This is a genomic window from Campylobacter concisus, assembly GCF_015679985.1.
GTDB lineage: Bacteria > Campylobacterota > Campylobacteria > Campylobacterales > Campylobacteraceae > Campylobacter_A > Campylobacter_A concisus_AC.
Genome location: NZ_CP049239.1, coordinates 376,787 through 397,026 on the forward strand (window position 1 = coordinate 376,787; position 20,240 = coordinate 397,026).

Below are 20,240 nucleotides of genomic sequence, written 5' to 3' on the forward strand. Positions count from 1 at the left end.
TTTGAAAATTTCACACGTTAGCACATTTAAAGTGGCGTTTTTTGATGTTGATAGCATGGAAGTGATGTGGCATGGCAACTACGTCAAGTACCTAGAAATGGCGCGCTGCGAGTTACTTGACAAGCTAGGGTACAACTACATCGCTATGAAAAAAGATGGTTACGCCTTTCCTATCGTAAAACTTGACGTAAAGTACGTGCGACCAGCCTTTTTTAACGACGTCATAAAGGTCACGACGACGCTTAGCGAGTGCGAAACGTTTTTAAAATTTCACTACCTTATAGAAAATGAAAAGGGTGAAAAGCTAAGTGAGGCAAATACTGCGCAAGCTGTCATAGAGATGAAGAGCTTACAAACTTGCTTTGAGATGCCAGAGGCGCTAATAAAGGCGATTGAAGCTTACACGAAAAAGGAAAATTTATGAAAAAAATAGCTCTTTTTTTAGCCATTTTTATATCTTGCTTTGGCTATGAGCTGAGTGAGCTTAAAAATATAGTAAAAACAGATGGCGTAAGCGGAAATTTCACGCAGACAAAGAGCCTGGCTGGCTTTAACAAAAACATAAAAAGTACGGGCGAGTTTAAGCTAGAAAAGAGCGGACTTTATTGGGATACGCTAGAGCCAGTCGTCTCAAAGGTTTTTATAAATAAAGATGGCATTTTCAAAAACGAAAATGGCAAGCTTGAAAAGACGAGCGCAAATTTTGACGAAAAGCTATTTCTTGCTATCATCAGCCTCGATGAAAACGAGCTTAGGAAAGAATTTGATATAAAAACAAGCGGCAGTCTAAAAAAGTGGAGCATAGAGCTAAGCCCTAAAAATTTGCTCTTTAAACAAATTTTTAAATCCATAAAGATAAGCGGCGACGAGGTAGTAAAAAAGATTGAGCTTGACGAGGTAAGCGGAGATAAAACAATAAATGAGTTTAGTCTAAAATGAAAAAACTAGCCACGATCTTGGCTTTTATCTTTGTTTTTTTAGCCTCGCTTGGCTACTCACTTGCAAGCCTAAAAAACGTCCAAAATGACATCTTTTCACTGATAAATTTCAAGGACGCCAAAGAGGCAAAGGTGCTAAAAGAGGTGCAAGATGAGATGGCGTCAAATTTTTTAGTGCTGGTAAATTCTAAAGAGCTGGCCAAAAATGTGCAAAGCTTAGCTCTTAAAAGTTCGCTTTTTAAAAGCTTTGAGGCGAACATTGACGTAAATTTAAATGATATAAAAAACGACATCAACCGCTCAAAGATCGCGCTTTTAAGTAGGGCTGATCTAGAGCTTCTAAAAAACGATAAAAACGCCTTTTTCAAAAAGCGTGCAGAGGAAATTTTTAATAGCTTTAGCTTTAAGCTTTTAAATGTAAAAGATGATTTTTTCTCGCTAAGTAGCGGCTTTAGTTTAAAAAATGGCAATGTTAGCTTAAATTTAGCAGATCTAATGCTTGAGGTAAAGGACAGAGAGAGGAGCTTTTTCTTGCTAAAAGGCGAGCTAAAAAGTGGCGTGGGAGGTGAGGGGCTAATAAAATTTTATAACGAGTTAAATGCGCTAAAAGTTGGACAAAACGAGCTTTTTGTGCACTCAAGTGCCCTATATCAGGCATTTTCAAAGCAAAAAAATGAGAGCGAGAGCCTTTATATGAGCGTGGTCTCGCTTAGTTTAACCGCTATATTTTTGATGCTTGCTTTTAGAAATTTGCGAATTTTTTATGTGATATTTATCGCTGTATTTGGCTTTAGTGTGGCATTTGCAGGCACTTTGCTCTGCCTTGGCGAGCTAAACATCCTTACTATTTTAATAAGCACAAGCCTCATTGGCCTCATGTTTGACTACGTCTTGCACTGGCTTAGCAAAAACGAGGGCGAAGTGATCAGGGTTAGTAGTATAAAAAATATGCTAAAAATTTTCTTGCTAGGCCTACTTATAACGCTTAGTGGCTATCTAGCCTTTACGTTTTCTGATCTTAGGCTGCTTAAAGAAGTGGCGCTATTTTCGGCATTTGCGCTAGTTGCCGCGTTTTTAGCTAGCTACTTTTTCATGCCTTTGGTCTTTGAAGGAGTGAAATTTTATAGATCAAAGCTCTTTGATGCGTTTTTAACTAAATTTTGCAAGCACTCAGGCGCGGTTGCTAGGCATTTGGGGGTTAAATTTCTAGCTTTTTCGCTTATTTTGTTAGCTATTTTTCTAGGATTTGATCTTAAAAATTTATCAAAAAGCGAAAACGTAAAAGACTACTCAAATATGCCAAAGAGCCTGCTAGCGGACTCTTCTTATATCTTAAATCTAACTGGCAACAACCAAAATACGATGATAGTGACAAGATCTAGCGGTGATATTTTGGGTGATGAAAAGAGCCTTTTAGATGAGCTAAAAAAGAGAAATTTGATAAAAGATGAGAGCTCACTAAGTGATATATTTTTAAGTAAGAGCGAGCAGGGTGAGCTAAAAGAGGCGTTTAAAAAGGCGCTTGATGATGAGCAAATTTATGTGATTTATGAGAAATTTGGTTTTAATAAAGATGAGATAAGGGATGAAATTTTAAAGGTTTTGGACGAAAAAGAGCTTGGCGTGACTGAAATTTTGGCTCTAAAATCAATGAAGGATTTTAAGAAATTTATGCTTGATAAAAATACGAGCGTGGCTTACGTGAGCGGCTTTGTAAAAGGGGCGGCAAGTGATGAGGTATTAGAGCACTATAACGCTTTTAGTCTAAATTTCGCTGACTCACTAAATGAGAGTCTAACACAGGCAAAAGAGCTTGCTCTAAAGCTAAAAATAGCAGCACTTGTGGTCGCATTTTTACTACTATGGTTTTACTTTAGTGCGCTTGTTTCGGCACTTGTGATGGGCGTCATCATCTTTGGCGTGCTTCTTACGCTCTTTATCTTCGCCATTTTTGGCGTAAATTTAAGCATTTTTGGTGTCTTTGGGCTCATACTTGCAAGTGCTGTTGGGATTGATTACATGATATTTGCGCTAAATGATAGCCTTAGCGAAAAAGAGCGAATTTATGGTATTTTTTGCGCATTTATCACGAGTTTTATCTCGTTTTTTACTCTCTCTTTTAGCCAGACCGCGGCTCTTAGCGTCTTTGGACTAAGTGTTAGCCTTTGCGTGCTGATATATGGGCTATGTGCTAGCGTTTTATCTTGTAAAAATATAAAAATTTAGTTTGATTTTCATGCCCCAAGCGGCTTGCTCGGGGCTTTGATTTCTTATCTTATAACGTCTAGTTTGCCGGTGCCGGCGTTTTTATTTACCTCGTTTTGGACATTTGAGGCTTTGAGGAGCTCAAATTTATATGGAGGCTCAAATGGCGGCTTGGTTAGCTTTCTGCAAACGCTGCCTTTTTTTGAAAGGTCTATGTTGCCGCTTTCAAAAATGGTGCCTTTGTTACACTTGTAGCTTATTTTGACGCCATTTTTAAAGTAGTTGTTTTGAGCGTATATTAGCGAGCCAAAGCGCACGCCAATGGCGTATTTTTGGTTATAGAAGCCATCGTTTGAGTCATAAAAGTTGTTATAGACGTGCACCTTTGCATTGCGTGCCATAGGTAGGCGTTGCGCGCAGTTGTCAAAAACGTTATGAGCGACCGTTATAGTCCTTGTTTCGCTGCTGCCGTCAGAGTCTCTTGAGCCAATTAGCATCGTTTTGTCATGGTTTTCAAAGATGTTGTGCGAGATCGTGATAGCCGCACTATCCCCCTTAATGTCGCATAGTCCGTCGTAAGTCTGCCATTTAGTAAGCTCTCCGCCTGCTAAATGCACATGACTAAGCTCGACCGTGTCCTTAAAATGACAGTGATCTACCCAGATGTTTTTGCTTGACTCTATGCTGACGCCGTCATATTGCGCATTAAAGCCGTCGTTTTTTTGTATATCTGGAAATGGATCAAAAGCATCTTCGATCAACATGTTGCGGATCGCGATATTTTGGACATTTTTTAACAAAAGCGAGCCGCCTTTTATGCCTGAGTTTTCGCCTAAGCCGATTATTGTGGTGTTGCTAGCTACAGGCACTACGATGATCTTTTTGTACTCGTTGGCTAAATTTTTGCGAAGCGCTGCTAACTTTGGATCTTGCGAACCGTCTAAATTTGCACGGCATGAAGCGCCGTAAGCCTGTATAAATTTGGCATAAGAGCTAAACTCGCTACCGCTAATCTCACTTATAAATTTATCCAGCCCATCGCTATTGCCATTTTGTGGGATCTTGCCTTCGCTAAGGTCTATGAGCCCATCCACATAGATGATGTAACCACCCATTTGAGCGTATTTTACGAGTTCTTGTCTATCTTTTACGACGACTTCTTTACTCTCTTTGCCGGCGTATCCGCCAAAATTTTGCTCCGCACCAATGCTAGCGTAACCAAAAGGCGAGTCACTTGCTTTTATCTCGCCAGCTTGTGTCTCAGCACCAAATGCAAATAACGCGCCAATGGCGAGAAACAATATCTTTTTAAACATCTTTAGCCTCCCAAATTTAGCTTTTTATTTTTGATCTTCTGTTAGAAAATCGCTGCCTAATTTTATTTTGGCTCATTAAATTTAGCGTAAGACTTTTATAAATTTTTAGTAAAGTCAAATTTATGCGAAAAATATCTCGCTTTTTAGACGAAGCAAACATAGATAGGCACTTAGCACGCTTTGCTCTCTAACGTAGTTGCGCTCCCCTTTTAAAAGTAGCCTCTCAACCTCGATGTTGCCGTTTCTATCGCCAGCTGCGACATATACCGTGCCAACTGGCTTGCTAGCTGTGCCACCACCTGGTCCAGCGATGCCACTAATTGCAAGTGCAAAGTCCGCATTTGTCGTGCTTAGCGTGCCTTTTATCATCGCCTTTACGCAAGGCTCGCTCACAGCTCCGTAAGTATCTAAAATCTCATCCTCAACGCCCAGCCACTCGTGCTTTATGTGGTTTGCGTAGGTTACTAGTGAGCCATCAAAGCTAGCTGAAACACCACCATATCTTGCAAATTTAGCTGCCGCCAGCCCAGCCGTGCAAGACTCGGCAAATGAAATTTTAAGCCCCTTTTGCATGAGCTTGTTTGCTATAAAGGCTATCACATCTTTTTGTGGAATAAATTTTTGTGAAAATAGCGTTTTTACCCCTTGCAAAAAGCTCTCGATCTGGCCAAATTTGTTGCTTTTTGCTTTGATTAGTATCAAATTTGGTAGGATTTGCGCAAGAGTGATATCGACCTCATAAGTTTTAGCAAGTGGCATCATAAGGATCCTCGCGCTATCTGCGTCGATGTCTATTAGGTGAAAGTAGCTAAAATCAGGCTCGTACTCGACTAAAAACTCGCCTAGCTCTTCATTTGGATTGGCTTTTATGAGATTTATCTGAGCGTTATTTAGGCTGGCTAAAAAGCTATTTTTAGAGTAGTCTAAGCTATCTTTAAGCGCAAGTGTCGTGCTATCTTTTAGCTCGAGTGAGCCCCCAGTTAGCGTCGCTATGATCTTTGCAGCGATGGCAAAATTTTCATCCGAGCCAAAAATGCTTACAAAGTCGTAATCTTTTGATAAATTTTCGATGATAAAAGGTAGCTCTTTGCTATTTTTTGGAGCAAAACTGACCACTCCAAGCTCGCCAAAATGATCCTCGTAACTTTGAAAAATGTAGTTTAGAAATTCTCTATTTATCTCAAGATCTTCGCCTATTATCAAGATACTTTGTCTCATTTTTAAGCTCCTTTTTTTGCCTCATTATACTATTTTTCAGTGTGATTTAACCAGCACAGGTGTAAAATTAGCAAATTTTAAAATCAAGGTAAAAAATGGACTACAAAGAGACACTTTTACTCCCAGAGACAAATTTCCCGATGCGCGGAAATCTCCCACAAAATGAACCACAAAGACTAAAATCATGGTACGAAGAGCGCAAGGTTTATGAAAAAATGAAGAAAAACCGCCAAAATGCGGTTAAAAACTTCAACATCCACGACGGCCCTCCGTATGCAAACGGCCACCTTCACATCGGTCACGCGTTAAATAAAATTTTAAAAGATATCATCACAAAAACGCACTATTTTTACGGCGAAAATGTCCGCTACGTGCCAGGCTGGGACTGCCACGGCTTGCCGATTGAGCAGCAAGTCGAAGTAAAGCTTGGCGATAAGAAAAAAGAGCTTAGCAAGGTCGAGATCAGGGAGCTTTGCAGGCAGCATGCGAGAGAATTTATAGACATTCAAAGAAATGAATTTAAAAGCCTTGGCATCATCGGCGACTTTGAAAATCCATACATGACGATGAAATTTGAGTTTGAGGCTGACATCTACAAAGCGCTTTGCGAGATCGCTAAAAAAGGCCTTTTGATAGAAAGAAGCAAGCCAGTTTATTGGAGCTGGGCGGCTAGATCGGCACTAGCTGAAGCTGAGGTCGAGTACGAGGAGAAAGAGGACTACTCTATTTACGTAGCATTTGAGCTTGATAGCGACGCGCTAGAAAAGCTTGGCGTAAAAGAGGCAAGTGCTGTCATCTGGACGACCACACCTTGGACACTTCCAGCAAATCAAGCCATAAGCCTAAAACCAGATGAAATTTATGTGCTAACGGCTGAAAATTTGATCTTTGCAAAGCCACTACTTGAAAGCGTTGTGCAAAGTGGCCTAAGCAAGGGCGAGATCAAAAAAGAATTTAAATCAAGCCTGCTTGAAAACACCCACGCGATAAACCCACTAAACGGCAGAAAGTCTAAATTTTTACTAGGCGATCACGTCATGATGGATGGTGGTACTGGACTTGTTCATACAGCTCCAGGTCACGGCGAGGACGACTACTATGTCTGTTTGAAATATGGTTTTAGTGAAATTTTGATGCCAGTTGATGATGGTGGCTGCTACGATGAGAGCTTGAAGCACCACGGGTTATTTAGAAGCGACGTGGTAGATGAGTTTGTCGGCATGCACATCTTTAAAGCAAATGAGAAAATTTTAGAGCTACTTGGCAAAAATTTACTTAGCGTCTCTAAATTTAGACACTCTTATCCATTTTGCTGGAGAACGCATAAGCCTGTCATTTATAGAGCCACAAAGCAGTGGTTTATAGCTATGGACGAGGCTAAACTAGGTGGAAAAACACTTAGACAAACAGCGCTAAAAGAGCTTGAAAAGGTTAAATTTTACCCAAGCGTTGGCATAAAAAGAATAGGCTCGATGATAGAAAATCGCCCAGACTGGTGCATCTCTCGTCAGCGTGACTGGGGCGTGCCGATCGCGTTTTTCAGAGATAAAGCGACAAAAGAAGTTATATTTGATAGTGAAATTTTAGACCACATCGTGTCTATCTTTAAAGAAAAAGGTGCTGATGCGTGGTGGGCGCTAAGCATAGACGAGCTTTTACCAAAGGGCTCAAAATACAAGGCTGAAAATTTAGAAAAAGTGATGGATATCCTTGACGTTTGGTTTGATAGCGGCTCGACATGGCATGCGGTCTTACAAAGCGACAACTACGACGCTGGCAAATACCCTGCAAGCATGTATTTAGAGGGCTCAGACCAGCACCGCGGCTGGTTTCAAAGCTCACTTCTAGTAAGCACAGCCATAAATTCTCACGCACCTTATGAGAGCATATTAACTCACGGCTTTACTGTCGATGCTAAGGGCGAGAAGATGAGCAAGAGCAAGGGCAACGTCATCGCTCCACAAGATGTGGCTAAGACTCACGGCGTGGAAATTTTACGGCTTTGGGTTGGCATGAGCGATTATTCAAGCGACCTAAAAATAAGCGAAGATATATTAAAACAAATCAGCGAGCAATACCGCAAAATCCGCAACACTATCCGCTTTTTACTAGCAAACGTAAATGACCTTGAGAGCCTAAATACAGAGTTTAACATCCTTGATAAATGGATCTTAGCTCGTGCTAAAAAGGTCTTTGACGAGGCGAGCGCTTGCTTTAGAAACTATGACTTTTCAAAGGGCTTTAACATTCTTTTGAATTTCCTATCAGCCGATCTTAGCGGCGTATATCTTGACGTTTGTAAAGATAGGCTCTACTGCGACGCAAAGGACGCTCCAAGAAGAAGATCAGCTCAAAGCGCGATGGCGATCATCACAAAGGCACTTTTGCCACTCATCGCTCCAACGCTTACTTACACTGTTGATGAAGTGATGGACTACGCTCCAAAGATCATCAAAGGCGACGCAAAAGACGCGTTTGATCTAGTCTATGAGCCTATCATTTTTGATCTTAGCTTTGAAGATGAGCTGCTCTTTGCCAGCAGGGAGAAATTTAACGAGATCGTGGATGTTCTTAAAAAGGACAAAAAAATAAAATCAACCTTAGAGCTAAGCCTAGAGACCACAAGCCACAGCATCACAAGCTACGACGAGCGCGAAGTGGCAGATCTTTACATGGTAAGCTCAGTTAGAGCTTATGATGATAGCGAGCCACTAGCTGAGTTTGAGCTAGAGGGGGATAAATTTAAGATCATAGCAAGCAACCTTCACAAATGCCCAAGGTGCTGGAAATTTAACGCTAGCAAAGAAGATGCGCTATGCCCAAGATGTGAAGAGGTTATAAGTGCTAAGTGAGCCAGTAAGCGCAACTATCATAATAGCAACGATCGCTGTGGTGGTCGTTGCTAGCTTGTTTGGCATATTTTTGGTTAATAAATTTAAAGGATAAAAATAGTGGTAACTTTGAAAGAAGCTTTAAAATTTTCAGCTGAAGAGATAAAAAATTTACGAGCTGAGCTTGAAGCAAAGATCATAAAAGAAAAAGAGCTTGGCGCTTATGTTGAGCAACTAGCAAATTTAGAGATCGCAAAACTAGGCGAGGGCGTACCAATCGCTATAAAAGATAACATCCAGGTAAAAGGCTGGAACATCACGTGTGCTTCTAAAATTTTGCAAGGCTACGTCGCACCTTATAATGCAACTGTCATTGAGAAGCTACTTGGCAAAAATTTAGCTCCATTTGGCCGCACAAATATGGACGAATTTGCGATGGGAAGCACGACTGAGAGCTCATTTTACGGCAAAACACTAAACCCACTAAATCACGCTCACGTCCCAGGTGGCAGTAGCGGTGGCTCAGCAGCAGCAGTCGCAGCTGGTCTTGCAGTCGCAGCACTCGGAAGTGATACTGGTGGCTCGATCCGCCAGCCAGCGGCATTTTGTGGATGCGTAGGTTTTAAGCCAACTTACGGCAGAGTGAGTAGATACGGGCTTGGTGCTTACTCAAGCAGTCTTGATCAAATAGGGCCGATCGCTCAAAACGTAGAAGACGCAGCCATTTTATATGACGCGATCGCTGGACATGACCCAAAAGATAGCACGAGCGCAGATGTGCCTTTTGCGAGCATTAGCGACAAGATAGATAGCGAGAAGAAGCTAAAAATTTGCGTCATTAAAAACTATGTTGAAAATGCAAGCGAACAGACAAAAGCTGCTTTAAATTTAGCGATCGAGAAGCTAAAATCACATGGACACAGCGTAACTTACACAAATTTTGAAGACTCGAAATACGATGTCGCAACCTACTACATAATAGCAACCGCAGAAGCAAGTGCAAATTTAAGCCGCTATGATGGCGTGAGATACGGCAGACGCGCAGATGCTAGAAATTTAAAAGAGCTATATGTAAATTCACGCTCAGAAGGCTTTGGTGAAGAGGTAAAAAGAAGAATTTTGCTTGGTACGTTTGTATTAAGTAGCGGATATTACGATGCTTACTACATCAAAGCGCAAAAAGCAAGAGCACATATAAAAGCTCAATACGAGAGAATTTTAGAAGAAAACGACCTTATATTTATGCCAGTAGCTCCGAGTACAGCCTATAAATTTGGGGCCCACAGTGATCCACTACAAGCATATCTAAGCGATATTTACACTATCAGCGTAAATTTAGCAGGCCTTCCAGCTATCTCTGTGCCAGTTGGCAAAGATGATCTAAATCTAAATATAAGCGCACAGCTAATCGCAAAGGCATGGGATGAACAGACCTTGATAAATGGTGCCAAGAGCCTAGAAAATTTAATAAAAGGATAAAAATATGAAGATAGTAAAGAGAGCTTTAACGTTTGAAGATGTGCTTCTTGTGCCGCAATACTCTGAAATTTTGCCAAAGCAAGTTGATGTGAAAACCAGGATCAGCAAAAATGTCACGCTAAATATTCCGATCGTCTCTGCTGCGATGGATACGGTGACTGAGCATAGAACTGCTATCATGATGGCAAGGCTCGGCGGTATCGGCGTCATCCACAAAAATATGGACATCGAAAGCCAAGCAAAAGAGGTCAAACGTGTCAAAAAAAGCGAAAGTGGCGTCATCATCGATCCTATCTTTATAAATCCAGAAGCGACCGTGGCTGAAGCTCTAAGCCTTATGTCAGATCTTCATATTTCAGGCGTTCCAGTCATCGACAAGGACCTTAAACTAATAGGAATTTTAACAAACCGCGATTTGAGATTTGAGACAAATATGAGCACTTTGGTAAAAGACCGCATGACAAAAGCACCGCTTATCACCGCGCCAAAGGGCTGCACGCTTGATGATGCGGAGAAAATTTTCTCTCAAAATAGAGTTGAAAAGCTGCCTATCGTCGATAAAGACGGCAAGCTTGACGGCCTTATCACTATAAAAGATCTAAAAAAACGCAAAGAGTATCCAAACGCAAACAAAGATAGCTACGGCAGACTTCGCGTAGCAGCGGCTATCGGCGTGGGTCAGCTTGACCGTGCTAAAGCGCTAGTTGATGCTGGTGTAGACGTCATCGTCATCGACTCAGCTCACGGCCACTCAAAGGGCATCATCGATACTTTAAAAGAGGTAAAAGCAAATTTTAATGTCGATGTCGTAGCTGGCAATATTGCAAATCCAGCAGCTGTAAAAGACCTAGCAGAAGCAGGAGCTGATGGCATAAAAGTGGGCATTGGACCAGGATCAATATGCACCACAAGGATCGTTGCTGGTGTTGGCGTGCCTCAAATTTCAGCTATCGATGACTGCGCAAGCGAAGCAGCGAAATATGGCATCCCAGTTATCGCTGACGGCGGTTTAAAATACTCAGGTGACGTGGCAAAAGCCCTTGCAGCAGGTGCAGCTTGCGTTATGGCGGGAAGCTTACTTGCAGGTTGCGAGGAGAGCCCAGGCGAGCTTATAACATTCCAAGGTCGCCAATACAAAGTATATCGCGGCATGGGCTCAATAGGCGCTATGACAAAGGGCAGTTCAGACCGCTACTTCCAAGAGGGCACCGCTCAAGATAAGCTTGTACCTGAAGGCATCGAAGGCCGTGTACCATTTGCTGGTAGCATAAAAGATGTGATCCATCAGCTAATAGGCGGCCTAAGAAGCGCTATGGGCTATGTTGGCGCAAAAGATATCCCAACTCTTCAAGAAAGAGCTGAATTTGTCGAGATAACAAGCGCTGGACTAAAAGAGAGCCACGTCCACGACGTAGTTATCACTCACGAGGCACCAAACTACAAAGTTAATTAGTGTTAAATCTGCAAACTAGAACTATTAAATTTAACGAGCCACTCTATCTTGAGAGTGGCCGTATGCTATCAAATTTCAAGCTTATTTATGAGACTTACGGCACGCTAAATGCTGATAAAAGCAACGTTATCGTGATCTGCCATGCCCTAACTGGCTCACACCACGCTGCTGGCACCTACGCAGGCGATGAGAAAGCTGGCTGGTGGGACGGGCTAATAGGTAGCAAAAAGGCGGTTGATACGGATAAATTTTACGTTATTTGCGTAAATATCTTAGGCTCATGTTTTGGCTCGACCTCGCCGCTAAGCGTTGATCGAAGTAGCGGCAAAGAGTATAGGCTAAATTTCCCAGTCCTTGCCATAAGTGACGTGGTAAAGGCGCAGATGAGGCTATTTAGCGAGCTAGGTATCACAAGAGCAAGAGCCGTGATAGGCGGTAGTCTTGGTGGTATGCAGGCACTTTGCTACGCTATCGAGTTTCCAGAATTTGCACAAGATATCATAATGCTTGCAAGCACCTATCAGACCAAGCCATGGGCGATAGCGTTTAACAAGATCGCCATTGAAGCCATTTTAAACGATGAAAATTTCAAAAACGGCGAATATGACGCGGAATTTATAAGAAAAAATGGGCTAAAAGGCATGGCTTACGGCAGGATGGCAGGGCATATCAGCTTCTTAAGCCCTGATAGCATGGATGAGAAATTTGGACGCAACTACGTCGAAACAGACGGCCTTTATGAGCTTTCTGGGCGCTTTCAGGTGGATCGCTACATGGAGTACAACGGCTACAACTTCCCAAAGAGGTTTGATCCGCTAAGCTACCTATACATCGTAAAAATGATGAACATCTTTGACTGTACAAGACACTATGACAATCTAAAAGACGCCCTTGTGCCAATACAAGCAAACTTACATCTAATCGCTTTCAAAGGCGATCTACTCTTTCCGCCGTGCTGTATGAGAGAAATTTATGACACGCTTTGTGAGATGGGGCGAGGAGAGAATACAAATTTTGTAGAGATAGATAGCAACTACGGCCATGACGCATTTTTGGTCGAGATAGAAAAATTTGATGGATATATAAAAAATATATTAAAAGGATAGAAAATGGAGCAAAAAGAGCAAAGCTTTGAAGAAAAATTAGCCCTAGCAGATAAAATTTTAAACGATCTAAACAAAGATGATGTGAACTTAGAAAATAGCATAAAGCTGCACGAGCAGGGCAAAAAGCTCTTAAATGAAGCAAGAGAAATTTTAGAAAATGCAAAACTTAGCATAAAGCAGGTGGATGATGAGTAAAATTTGTGCTCTTCAGCTACCAACGCAGCCTTTAAGTGAGGCGAGGCTTGATTATTACCTAAAAATTTGTGCGGATGAAAACGCAAGGCTGGTTGTGCTTGGTGAATATGTGCTAAATAGCTTTTTTAAAGAGCTCATTAGCATGCCAAAAAGCCTTATAAAAGAGCAAAGCGAGCGCAAAAAAGAGGCTCTTTTTGCAATGGCAAAAAAGTATGATCTAAATATCGTTGCACCCATTGTAAATCTAAAAGGCAAGGAAATTTTTAAAAGTCTAGCTAAATTTACCCCAACACAAGTCAAACTATATGATCAGCAAATTCTCATGCCTTACGCTCACTGGAACGAGGCGAAATTCTTTAATAACACAAGCGATGAGCTAAATTTACCTATCTTTACATACGATAAATTTAAGGTTGGCGTCATGTTTGGCTTCGAGGCGCACTTTGATGTGTGCTGGGCCTATATGAGCGCTAAAAAGGTCGATATCGTACTCGTGCCAACGGCTTGTACATTTTTTTCTCAGGCGCGCTGGGAGGAGCTTTTAAAGGTTAGGGCCTTTACAAATAACGTCTACGTGCTGCGCGTAAACCGTGTAGGAAGCCACAAAAGTGACGACGAGCAGTGGAGTTTTTATGGCGATTCGATGCTTATTAATCCGTTTGGTGAAGTTAAAAATAGGCTTGGTAAAAATGAAGAAATGATGATAGATGAGCTTAGCAAAAAGGAGCTTAGCGAGGCTAGAAACACTTGGGGCTTTATGCAGATAGAGGCGAAATTTAAAAGATGAAGTGCTGTGCCTAGGTAGAAAAGAGCAAATTTAGTAAAAGTTATCACGATTGTGAGTTGAGTAATGTGCCATCACAACTATGATAATGAGCGCTCTTTAAAGGAATTTTGGAGTGAAATTTGAAACAAAGTGACGTTGAGAGATATATAAAAGAGAAATTTGACATTTTAGGTGAGCAAATTTTCCCAAAATATCCAAATTTTAGCGCCTTTCGCCATAAGAAAAATGAGAAGTGGTTTGCACTGCTTATGGAGATAAGCGCTAGTAAGCTAGGCCTTAAAAATGACGAGATGATAGAAGTTTTAAATCTAAAATGCAGCCCTGATCTAGCGATGGTGCTAGTTGATGAGATGCAAATTTTTAAGGCATATCATATGAATAAAAAGCACTGGATCAGTGTAAATTTAAACTCCAAAATTTCACGAAAAACAGTTTTTGACCTGATAGATGAAAGCTTTACTTTAAGCAAATAAAAGCCATTTTCAGCCTTAAATTTAGTAGTTTTTGTTAAAATCACGAAAAACTTAAGGATAAAATTTGCAAGAGCTAAACAACGAAATCAAAAAAGTCCATTTCATAGGCATCGGTGGTATCGGCATCTCAGCCATCGCTAGATTTTTACACGAAAAAGGCCACAAGATAAGCGGCAGCGACATCAAAGAGAGTAAGACGACGCTAGAGCTAAAAGATGAAGGCATCGAAGTCATCACGCCGCACTGCAAAGAGGCGATAAAAGACCAAGACTTTGTGGTCTACTCAGCTGCGATAAAAGAGGACAATATCGAGCTAGTGGAGGCTAGGAGAAAGGGTATAAAGTGCTTTTCAAGAAAGGAAATTTTGCCTTACGTGCTTGAGGATAAGTGTGTTTTTGCAGTAGCTGGTGCGCACGGCAAGAGCACGACTTCAGCGATGCTAGCAAGCCTAATCGAAGGCTCAGTCATCATCGGCGCCATCTCAAAGCAGTTTGGCTCAAATATGCGCTATGCAAAGAGTGACAACGTCGTATTTGAGGCTGATGAGAGCGATTCGAGCTTTCTAAACTCAAACCCATATCTAGCCATAGTCACCAACGCAGAGCCAGAGCACATGGAACACTACGACTACGATCTAGCTAAATTTTACGCAGCCTACAAGGGCTTTTTGGAGCGCGCGAAGGTTAGAGTGATAAACGCTGAGGACGAGTTTTTAAGCACGCTTAAGCTTGATGCGATCAGGCTTTATCCAAGCACCGACATCACCGAGCTTACGATGGTTGTAAGAGACTATCAGCCATACACCAGCTTTAATCTTAAAAATTTAGGCAAATTTGAAGCCTTTGGCATGGGCGAGCACATCGCTATAGACGCATCTTTGGCTATTCTTGCTGCGATGCACGAGACACCGCTTAAAGATATCAGAGAAAATTTACTAAATTTTAAAGGCATAAAAAAGCGTTTTGACATACTTTGTGCAAACAAAAATTTCGTTCTAATAGACGACTACGCACACCATCCAACCGAGATAAAAGCGACGCTAAAATCAGTCTTTGAATACGCCAAAATTTTAGGCATAAACAGCGTCACAGCGATATTTCAGCCGCACCGCTACACAAGACTTAGCACAAATTTACCTGGCTTTAAAGAGTGTTTTAAGGGCGTTGATGAACTTGTTATATTGCCAGTTTATGCAGCCGGAGAAAATCCGATCGAAGTTGATATGAAGAGCGAATTTAGCGAGTATAACCCGATCTTTACCGACAAGGTCGAGAGGGTTGAAGAGGGCATAGAATTTACAGATGAATTTGGCGTGAAAAACCGCCTAAGTGACGGCATAGTGGTCGGTTTTGGAGCAGGCGATATCAGCGTGCAACTAAGGGGCGGCTACTAATGGATCTAAGCACTTTCAAGCCTCAAGATGAAAATGAAATTTTAAAAGAGATAAATGAAAAAGAGTTAAGCGAGGATGAAATTTCAAGCCTTATAAATTTAGGCAAAAAAGATATCATGATAGCGCTTGCAAGGGAGCAAAAGCTAAGTAGCGCCCAGATAAAAGATATGTTACCGAATGCCCCGTATATGGCTGTTTGCTTGCTAGTTGAAAAACAAGATATCAGTGAGGTTAAGGCTGAAATTTTAGACAAGATCAATCCTCATGCTGAGCTTTACAAAGAGCTTATCGCAAAATATAAAGGCGTGAAATGGTAAGAAATTTGATTCTAATTGCTGGCTTGATCGTACTTTTTGGAGCGATTTGGGCGATAAAAGATGAAAAGATCAGCAAAGGCATAAAAGCGCTCGTTAGCGCGGTGCTTGTAGCGATCTTTATTTGCGTCTATTTTTACGAAGAGAATTTATCAAAAAACGAGGACGCCATCTCAAAGCTAGTTAGTGATTTTAAGCAGGGCAAAACACTAAAATGTGGCGAATACAATGTAAGCTCTGAGAAATTTAACTACGAATTTGGTACAGCGTCATTTTTAGCTAAAAGAGAATTTAGCGATCTCTCAGGCGTGATAGTGCCGATAAAAAGTTGTGAACAATGACTGAAGAGATATTTTCAAAGCTAGATCTAGGCGAGTATCTGGATAAATTTCACTCCTTTTTAGCAAGGCAAAAACCGCTATTTTTACAAGGCGATAGCAAAATCCACTTTGAAAACATTAGCGAGCTTTCAAAGTATGACTTCAAGGCGCCAGACGAGATAAAAAAACTAGATGACGCGCTAATTAGACTTAGCAAGCAAGCGGTGCTTCACATCAGTGAAATTTATGAGTTTGCAAAGATTATTAAGTATTTTTCATATCTAAAAAAGCAAAAATTTGAAGGCAGACTTGGCGAGTGGATCGCAAAGGTAGAAATTCCTGAAGCGATGATCACTTTGGCAAACAGCTTTGATGAAAACGGCGAGTTTAGCGACAGCGTGGATGAGAGATTTTCTACGATAAAACAGGCATTTAACGAGAAAAAGCGCCAGATCGACGCTGAGCTTAAAAAGCTTATTTACTCAAAGCACATCACGCCCTATCTAGTCGATACCCAGACGCACTATATCAACTCGCAAGAGGCACTTTTGGTGCGTGGCGGCTTTAACCATGCCCTAAAAGGCACCGTGATCGCTAGAAGCTCAGGCGGCTACTTCTACGTCGCACCTGCAAGCACCGAGCGCCTAAAAAAAGAGCAAAGCGAGCTACTTGATAGAAAAGAGGAAATCATTTTTGAGCACTGCAAGAAATTTAGCCTGCAGATGAGCAAGAGCCTACTCTTTTTGAAATTTATAAATAATGCTTTTGATCAGTTTGACGCATATCAGGCGCGTGTAAATTTGGCTAGATCGCGTGACTATGAGTTTGTTTTGCCAAATGGCTCGCACGTTATCAAGCTTGAGAAATTTGCCCACCCAGCGCTTAAAAACCCAAAAAGCGTGAGCGTGGATTTTAGTAAAAAGGTACTTTTAATAACCGGCGTAAATGCTGGCGGTAAGTCGATGCTTTTAAAATCAATCATCTCAGCCACGCTACTTGCAAAATATTTACTACCTATGCGTATCGACGCAAACCGCTCGACGATCGGCTCTTTTAAAGAATTTGACGCTATTATAGAAGATCCGCAAAGTGTGAAAAACGACATCTCGACCTTTGCTGGCAGGATGGTGCATTTTGCAAAGCTTTTTACTAAAAAATCGATCATTATCGGCATTGACGAGATCGAGCTTGGCACCGATTTTGAGGAGGCTGCGAGCTTGTATGGCGTCATGATAGAGCGCCTCATCACTCAAGATATCAAAATGATCATCACGACCCACCACAAGCGCCTTGCGATGCTATTAGCTAAAAATCCAGAGGTTGAGCTAGTGGCGGCACTTTACGACGAGGCGGCTCAAAAGCCTAAATTTGAGTTTTTAAAAGGCACGATCGGCAAGTCTTACGCCTTTGAAACGGCGGCAAGATACGGCATATCTCAAAATTTAGTGGCTCAGGCAAAGAAAATTTACGGCGAAGATAAAGAGAATTTAAACGAGATCATCACAAAGACGCTAAATTTACAAACCAAGCTTGATGAGGGCATAAAAGAGGTCACGGCAAAAGAGGAGCGGCTGGAGCGCTTGCTTGAGGAGCAAAAAGAGCTAAAAGAGAAAAATGAGATCAAGCTAAATGCGACTATTTCAAAGCTTGAAAAAGAGTATTATGAAGCGATAAATGCGGCAAAAGCTGTTATAAATTTCAAGGATATAAAAGACAAGCAAAGGACGCTAAACGTGGCAAATGAGAAAAAAGCTGCCATCATTAAGCCTAAAAAAACTGAGCGCGAGAGCCTAAAAGTAGGCGATAGAGTGAAGTATGAAAATATCAAAGGCACGGTTTTAAGCATCTCTAAAAATGACGCTATGATCGAGTCAAATGGCATAAATTTACGTGTGCCACTTGAGCTTTTAAGAAAAAATGGCAACGAGGTAGTCTTGCCTAAAAAAGGCGGCGTAAATTTAAGTGTCGATAAGCCAAAAACGGCCTCACTCTCGATTGATCTGCACGGCATGAGAGCTGACGAGGCGATAGCAAAGCTTGATAAATTTATCTCAGATAGTCTTGTTATGGGGTTTGATGAGGTTAGCGTATTTCACGGCATCGGTACTGGCAAGCTTGCCTTTGCAGTTAAAAATTTCTTAAAAGAGCATCCAAGTGTGAAAGAATTTTTTGACGCACCGGCAAATCAAGGCGGATATGGAGCTAAAATAGTCAGGCTTTAACTTCTTCCTAAAAGTTAAAATTTATTTTAAGGTTGATATAATCAGAGCAAGTACACAAAATAAGGGAAGTAACTTTTGAGTAACAAGGACGAGCAAACGGGTAAAAATCTAAACATCACTAAAACGATTATAGGTTTAGTGTTTGTTTTGGGAAGTATTTTTTTAGTCGAAAACCTGGCAGTTTTTTATTTTAAATTTAATAATGCTTCTGCTGAAAATGGTTTTAATCTTCGAAAGAAAGTTGATTATTTGACATATCAATATGTTGATTATTTCAAAAATGTCAGCAAATATGATGTCGCAAATTTCCAATCTTATATTAACGATAGTGCTATGGGTGATGTTCTTTTATTAAAGGATGATAATAAAAATGGATACAAGGTCGTAGCGTCTTCAGATAAAAGAATAATAAATCAAGAGTTTAACGACAAAAGCTGTGGAAATATCTTTGCTCATAATTTCCAAAAAGATTATTTTTGGGCAAAAATTTTGCCAGAAAACGCTGCTCAAGTTTGTATGTTTGTACCGGTTGGAGAATATATATTAGGCTTTAAAGGAAAGGTCGATCAACGTATTACCGGTACGCATGATGAGTACTTTTTTGAGTGGCTTTTAAACAATATGGCTTTAACATTTATCTTAAGCTTCGTTGGTGCAATAGTTGCTTTGTCTACTTGTATATGGTACGCAGTCAAGTATATAAAAGAAAAAAATAACTATAACGCATTAAAAACAGATACTAAAAAACAGATAGAAGAGCTTGGAGAAAAGCTTTATATCGATCCGATGACTGGACTTTTAAATAAAACAGCATTGGTGCGTGATATTAATAGCTATGAAAATCCTAAAGTAGTGCTTATAGATATTGACGATTTTGGCAAGATGAATGACTTTTACGGTAAATTTGCATGTGACCAGATTTTGGTAAAGATGGCTGATTTGATCAGTGAATTTGCCAAAGATGAGAATATGAAGGCTTACTGTATAGAAGCAGATAGGTTTGCTCTGGTAGAAGATAGCGATAGCTTTATCGATAGATATGAAGATATGGTTGAAGATTTGATAGAAATTTTTAAAGGCCGTATGCTAAGTATAGTCGATGAAGATGGTAGAGAGATAGAAGGTATCGAGATACATAGTACAATAGGCTTTGCTCTTGATAGTGACCAAACACTAAGAAAAGCAACAATAGCGTTAAAAACAGCAAAAGAGCAAGATAAAGACTATGTTTGTTATTTCAAAGGGCTAAATCAAAAAGAGGAATACGCAACTCAAATAGAACGCTCTAAACTGATACAATACGCCACTATAAATAACAATATTGTTCCTTATTTTCAGCCGATAGTTAATGACCAAAAGGTACCTGTAAAATACGAATGCTTGATAAGACTTTTAGATAGAGGCGATGTTATATCACCAAATGTCTTTTTGGATATCTCAAAGCGTATTAAGCGTTATGCTGATCTTGAGAAACAACTCATTGTAAAGTGTTTTAAACAACTTGTAGAGGATAAGAATTTAGTACTTTCTATAAATTTAAGCAGTAGAGATATGATCGATGGTGATGTTAGCTCATTTGTTTTAAATTTATTAAACAAGCATAATGTTGCTGGTAGAGTAGTATTTGAGATCGTTGAAGATGAAGAGCTTAAAAATTTAGAGAGAGTTTCAAATTTTATCGAGCGTGTAAAAAGTATGGGCGCAAAGATCGCTATTGATGATTTTGGCTCAGGATATTCAAATTTTTCTTACATTATAAAGATCAAGCCTGACTACGTGAAGATCGATGGCTCTATTATAAAAGATATAGACATAAATAAAGATTCACACTCTATCGCAAGTGCGATCGTGGCATTTGCAAAAGACCTTGGTATAAAAACTATTGCTGAATATGTGCATTCAAAAGAGATATTTGAAATCTGTAAAGAGATCGGCGTAGATGAGTTCCAGGGCTTTTATTTTGGTGCACCAGAGCGTGCTGGCTCATAAG

17 protein-coding genes are annotated in these 20,240 nt (G+C 40.6%); 15 read left to right on the top strand and 2 right to left on the bottom strand.

Annotation, left to right across the window (positions count from 1 at the left end):
* Position 1: 1 nt before the first annotated feature.
* From G5B98_RS01925 to G5B98_RS01935, 3 genes are read left to right on the top strand one after another with little or no spacing between them, the layout of a single operon-like run.
* Positions 2 to 424: an acyl-CoA thioesterase gene (locus G5B98_RS01925; RefSeq protein WP_232524607.1), complete on the top strand. Its 423-nt coding sequence runs from the start codon at positions 2 to 4 to the stop codon at positions 422 to 424.
* A complete protein-coding gene (locus tag G5B98_RS01930) occupies positions 421 to 939 on the top strand; it encodes a LolA family protein (protein ID WP_196087020.1) in 519 nt (172 codons plus the stop codon). The genes G5B98_RS01925 and G5B98_RS01930 overlap by 4 nt, the downstream gene beginning before the upstream one ends.
* Positions 936 to 3,164, top strand: coding sequence for a hypothetical protein (locus tag G5B98_RS01935; RefSeq protein ID WP_196087021.1), 2,229 nt, complete (start codon positions 936 to 938; stop codon positions 3,162 to 3,164). The genes G5B98_RS01930 and G5B98_RS01935 overlap by 4 nt, the downstream gene beginning before the upstream one ends.
* A 44-nt stretch (positions 3,165 to 3,208) precedes the next feature.
* Here the strand turns inward: G5B98_RS01935 and G5B98_RS01940 are convergent, their stop codons facing one another.
* Together G5B98_RS01940 and G5B98_RS01945 are read right to left on the bottom strand one after the other, a co-directional pair.
* Positions 3,209 to 4,459 carry a pectate lyase family protein gene (locus tag G5B98_RS01940; RefSeq protein WP_196087022.1) on the bottom strand — a complete coding sequence of 417 codons (1,251 nt, stop codon included), beginning with the start codon at positions 4,457 to 4,459 and terminating at the stop codon, positions 3,209 to 3,211.
* Between the two features lie 120 nt (positions 4,460 to 4,579).
* Positions 4,580 to 5,677 (bottom strand): CinA family protein, encoded by a 1,098-nt coding sequence (locus G5B98_RS01945; protein ID WP_196087023.1) that lies wholly within the window; start codon positions 5,675 to 5,677, stop codon positions 4,580 to 4,582.
* Between the two features lie 95 nt (positions 5,678 to 5,772).
* On the opposite strand from G5B98_RS01945, the gene ileS reads away from it, so the two are divergent.
* From ileS to G5B98_RS02005, 12 genes are all read left to right on the top strand, one after another.
* The gene (gene ileS / locus G5B98_RS01950; protein ID WP_196087024.1) at positions 5,773 to 8,529 is read left to right on the top strand and encodes an isoleucine--tRNA ligase; all 2,757 of its coding nucleotides are present in this window, start codon (positions 5,773 to 5,775) and stop codon (positions 8,527 to 8,529) included.
* Between the two features lie 99 nt (positions 8,530 to 8,628).
* Complete coding sequence (gene gatA, locus G5B98_RS01955) at positions 8,629 to 9,987, top strand: Asp-tRNA(Asn)/Glu-tRNA(Gln) amidotransferase subunit GatA (protein ID WP_196087025.1); 1,359 nt, start codon at positions 8,629 to 8,631, stop codon at positions 9,985 to 9,987.
* 4 nt (positions 9,988 to 9,991) lie between these two features.
* Positions 9,992 to 11,440, top strand: coding sequence for an IMP dehydrogenase (gene guaB, locus G5B98_RS01960; RefSeq protein ID WP_196087026.1), 1,449 nt, complete (start codon positions 9,992 to 9,994; stop codon positions 11,438 to 11,440).
* Positions 11,440 to 12,546 carry a homoserine O-acetyltransferase MetX gene (gene metX, locus G5B98_RS01965; protein ID WP_196087027.1) on the top strand — a complete coding sequence of 369 codons (1,107 nt, stop codon included), beginning with the start codon at positions 11,440 to 11,442 and terminating at the stop codon, positions 12,544 to 12,546. The genes guaB and metX overlap by 1 nt, the downstream gene beginning before the upstream one ends.
* 3 nt (positions 12,547 to 12,549) lie before the next feature.
* Entirely contained in the window at positions 12,550 to 12,741 is a 192-nt protein-coding gene (xseB, locus tag G5B98_RS01970; protein WP_012140368.1) for an exodeoxyribonuclease VII small subunit, read from the top strand.
* Positions 12,734 to 13,528, top strand: a complete 795-nt coding sequence (locus G5B98_RS01975) for a carbon-nitrogen hydrolase family protein (protein ID WP_196087028.1) — start codon at positions 12,734 to 12,736, stop codon at positions 13,526 to 13,528. Before xseB ends, G5B98_RS01975 begins: the two co-directional genes overlap by 8 nt.
* A gap of 119 nt (positions 13,529 to 13,647) precedes the next feature.
* The gene (locus tag G5B98_RS01980; protein ID WP_196087029.1) at positions 13,648 to 14,001 is read left to right on the top strand and encodes an MmcQ/YjbR family DNA-binding protein; all 354 of its coding nucleotides are present in this window, start codon (positions 13,648 to 13,650) and stop codon (positions 13,999 to 14,001) included.
* A gap of 85 nt (positions 14,002 to 14,086) precedes the next feature.
* Positions 14,087 to 15,394, top strand: a complete 1,308-nt coding sequence (gene murC / locus G5B98_RS01985; protein ID WP_196087338.1) for a UDP-N-acetylmuramate--L-alanine ligase — start codon at positions 14,087 to 14,089, stop codon at positions 15,392 to 15,394.
* Positions 15,394 to 15,711 (top strand): hypothetical protein, encoded by a 318-nt coding sequence (locus G5B98_RS01990; protein ID WP_196087030.1) that lies wholly within the window; start codon positions 15,394 to 15,396, stop codon positions 15,709 to 15,711. The genes murC and G5B98_RS01990 overlap by 1 nt, the downstream gene beginning before the upstream one ends.
* Positions 15,705 to 16,049, top strand: coding sequence for a hypothetical protein (locus G5B98_RS01995; protein WP_196087031.1), 345 nt, complete (start codon positions 15,705 to 15,707; stop codon positions 16,047 to 16,049). Before G5B98_RS01990 ends, G5B98_RS01995 begins: the two co-directional genes overlap by 7 nt.
* Positions 16,046 to 18,250 carry an endonuclease MutS2 gene (locus tag G5B98_RS02000; RefSeq protein WP_196087032.1) on the top strand — a complete coding sequence of 735 codons (2,205 nt, stop codon included), beginning with the start codon at positions 16,046 to 16,048 and terminating at the stop codon, positions 18,248 to 18,250. The genes G5B98_RS01995 and G5B98_RS02000 overlap by 4 nt, the downstream gene beginning before the upstream one ends.
* 75 nt (positions 18,251 to 18,325) lie before the next feature.
* A complete protein-coding gene (locus G5B98_RS02005; protein ID WP_196087033.1) occupies positions 18,326 to 20,239 on the top strand; it encodes an EAL domain-containing protein in 1,914 nt (637 codons plus the stop codon).
* Position 20,240: the final 1 nt, after the last annotated feature.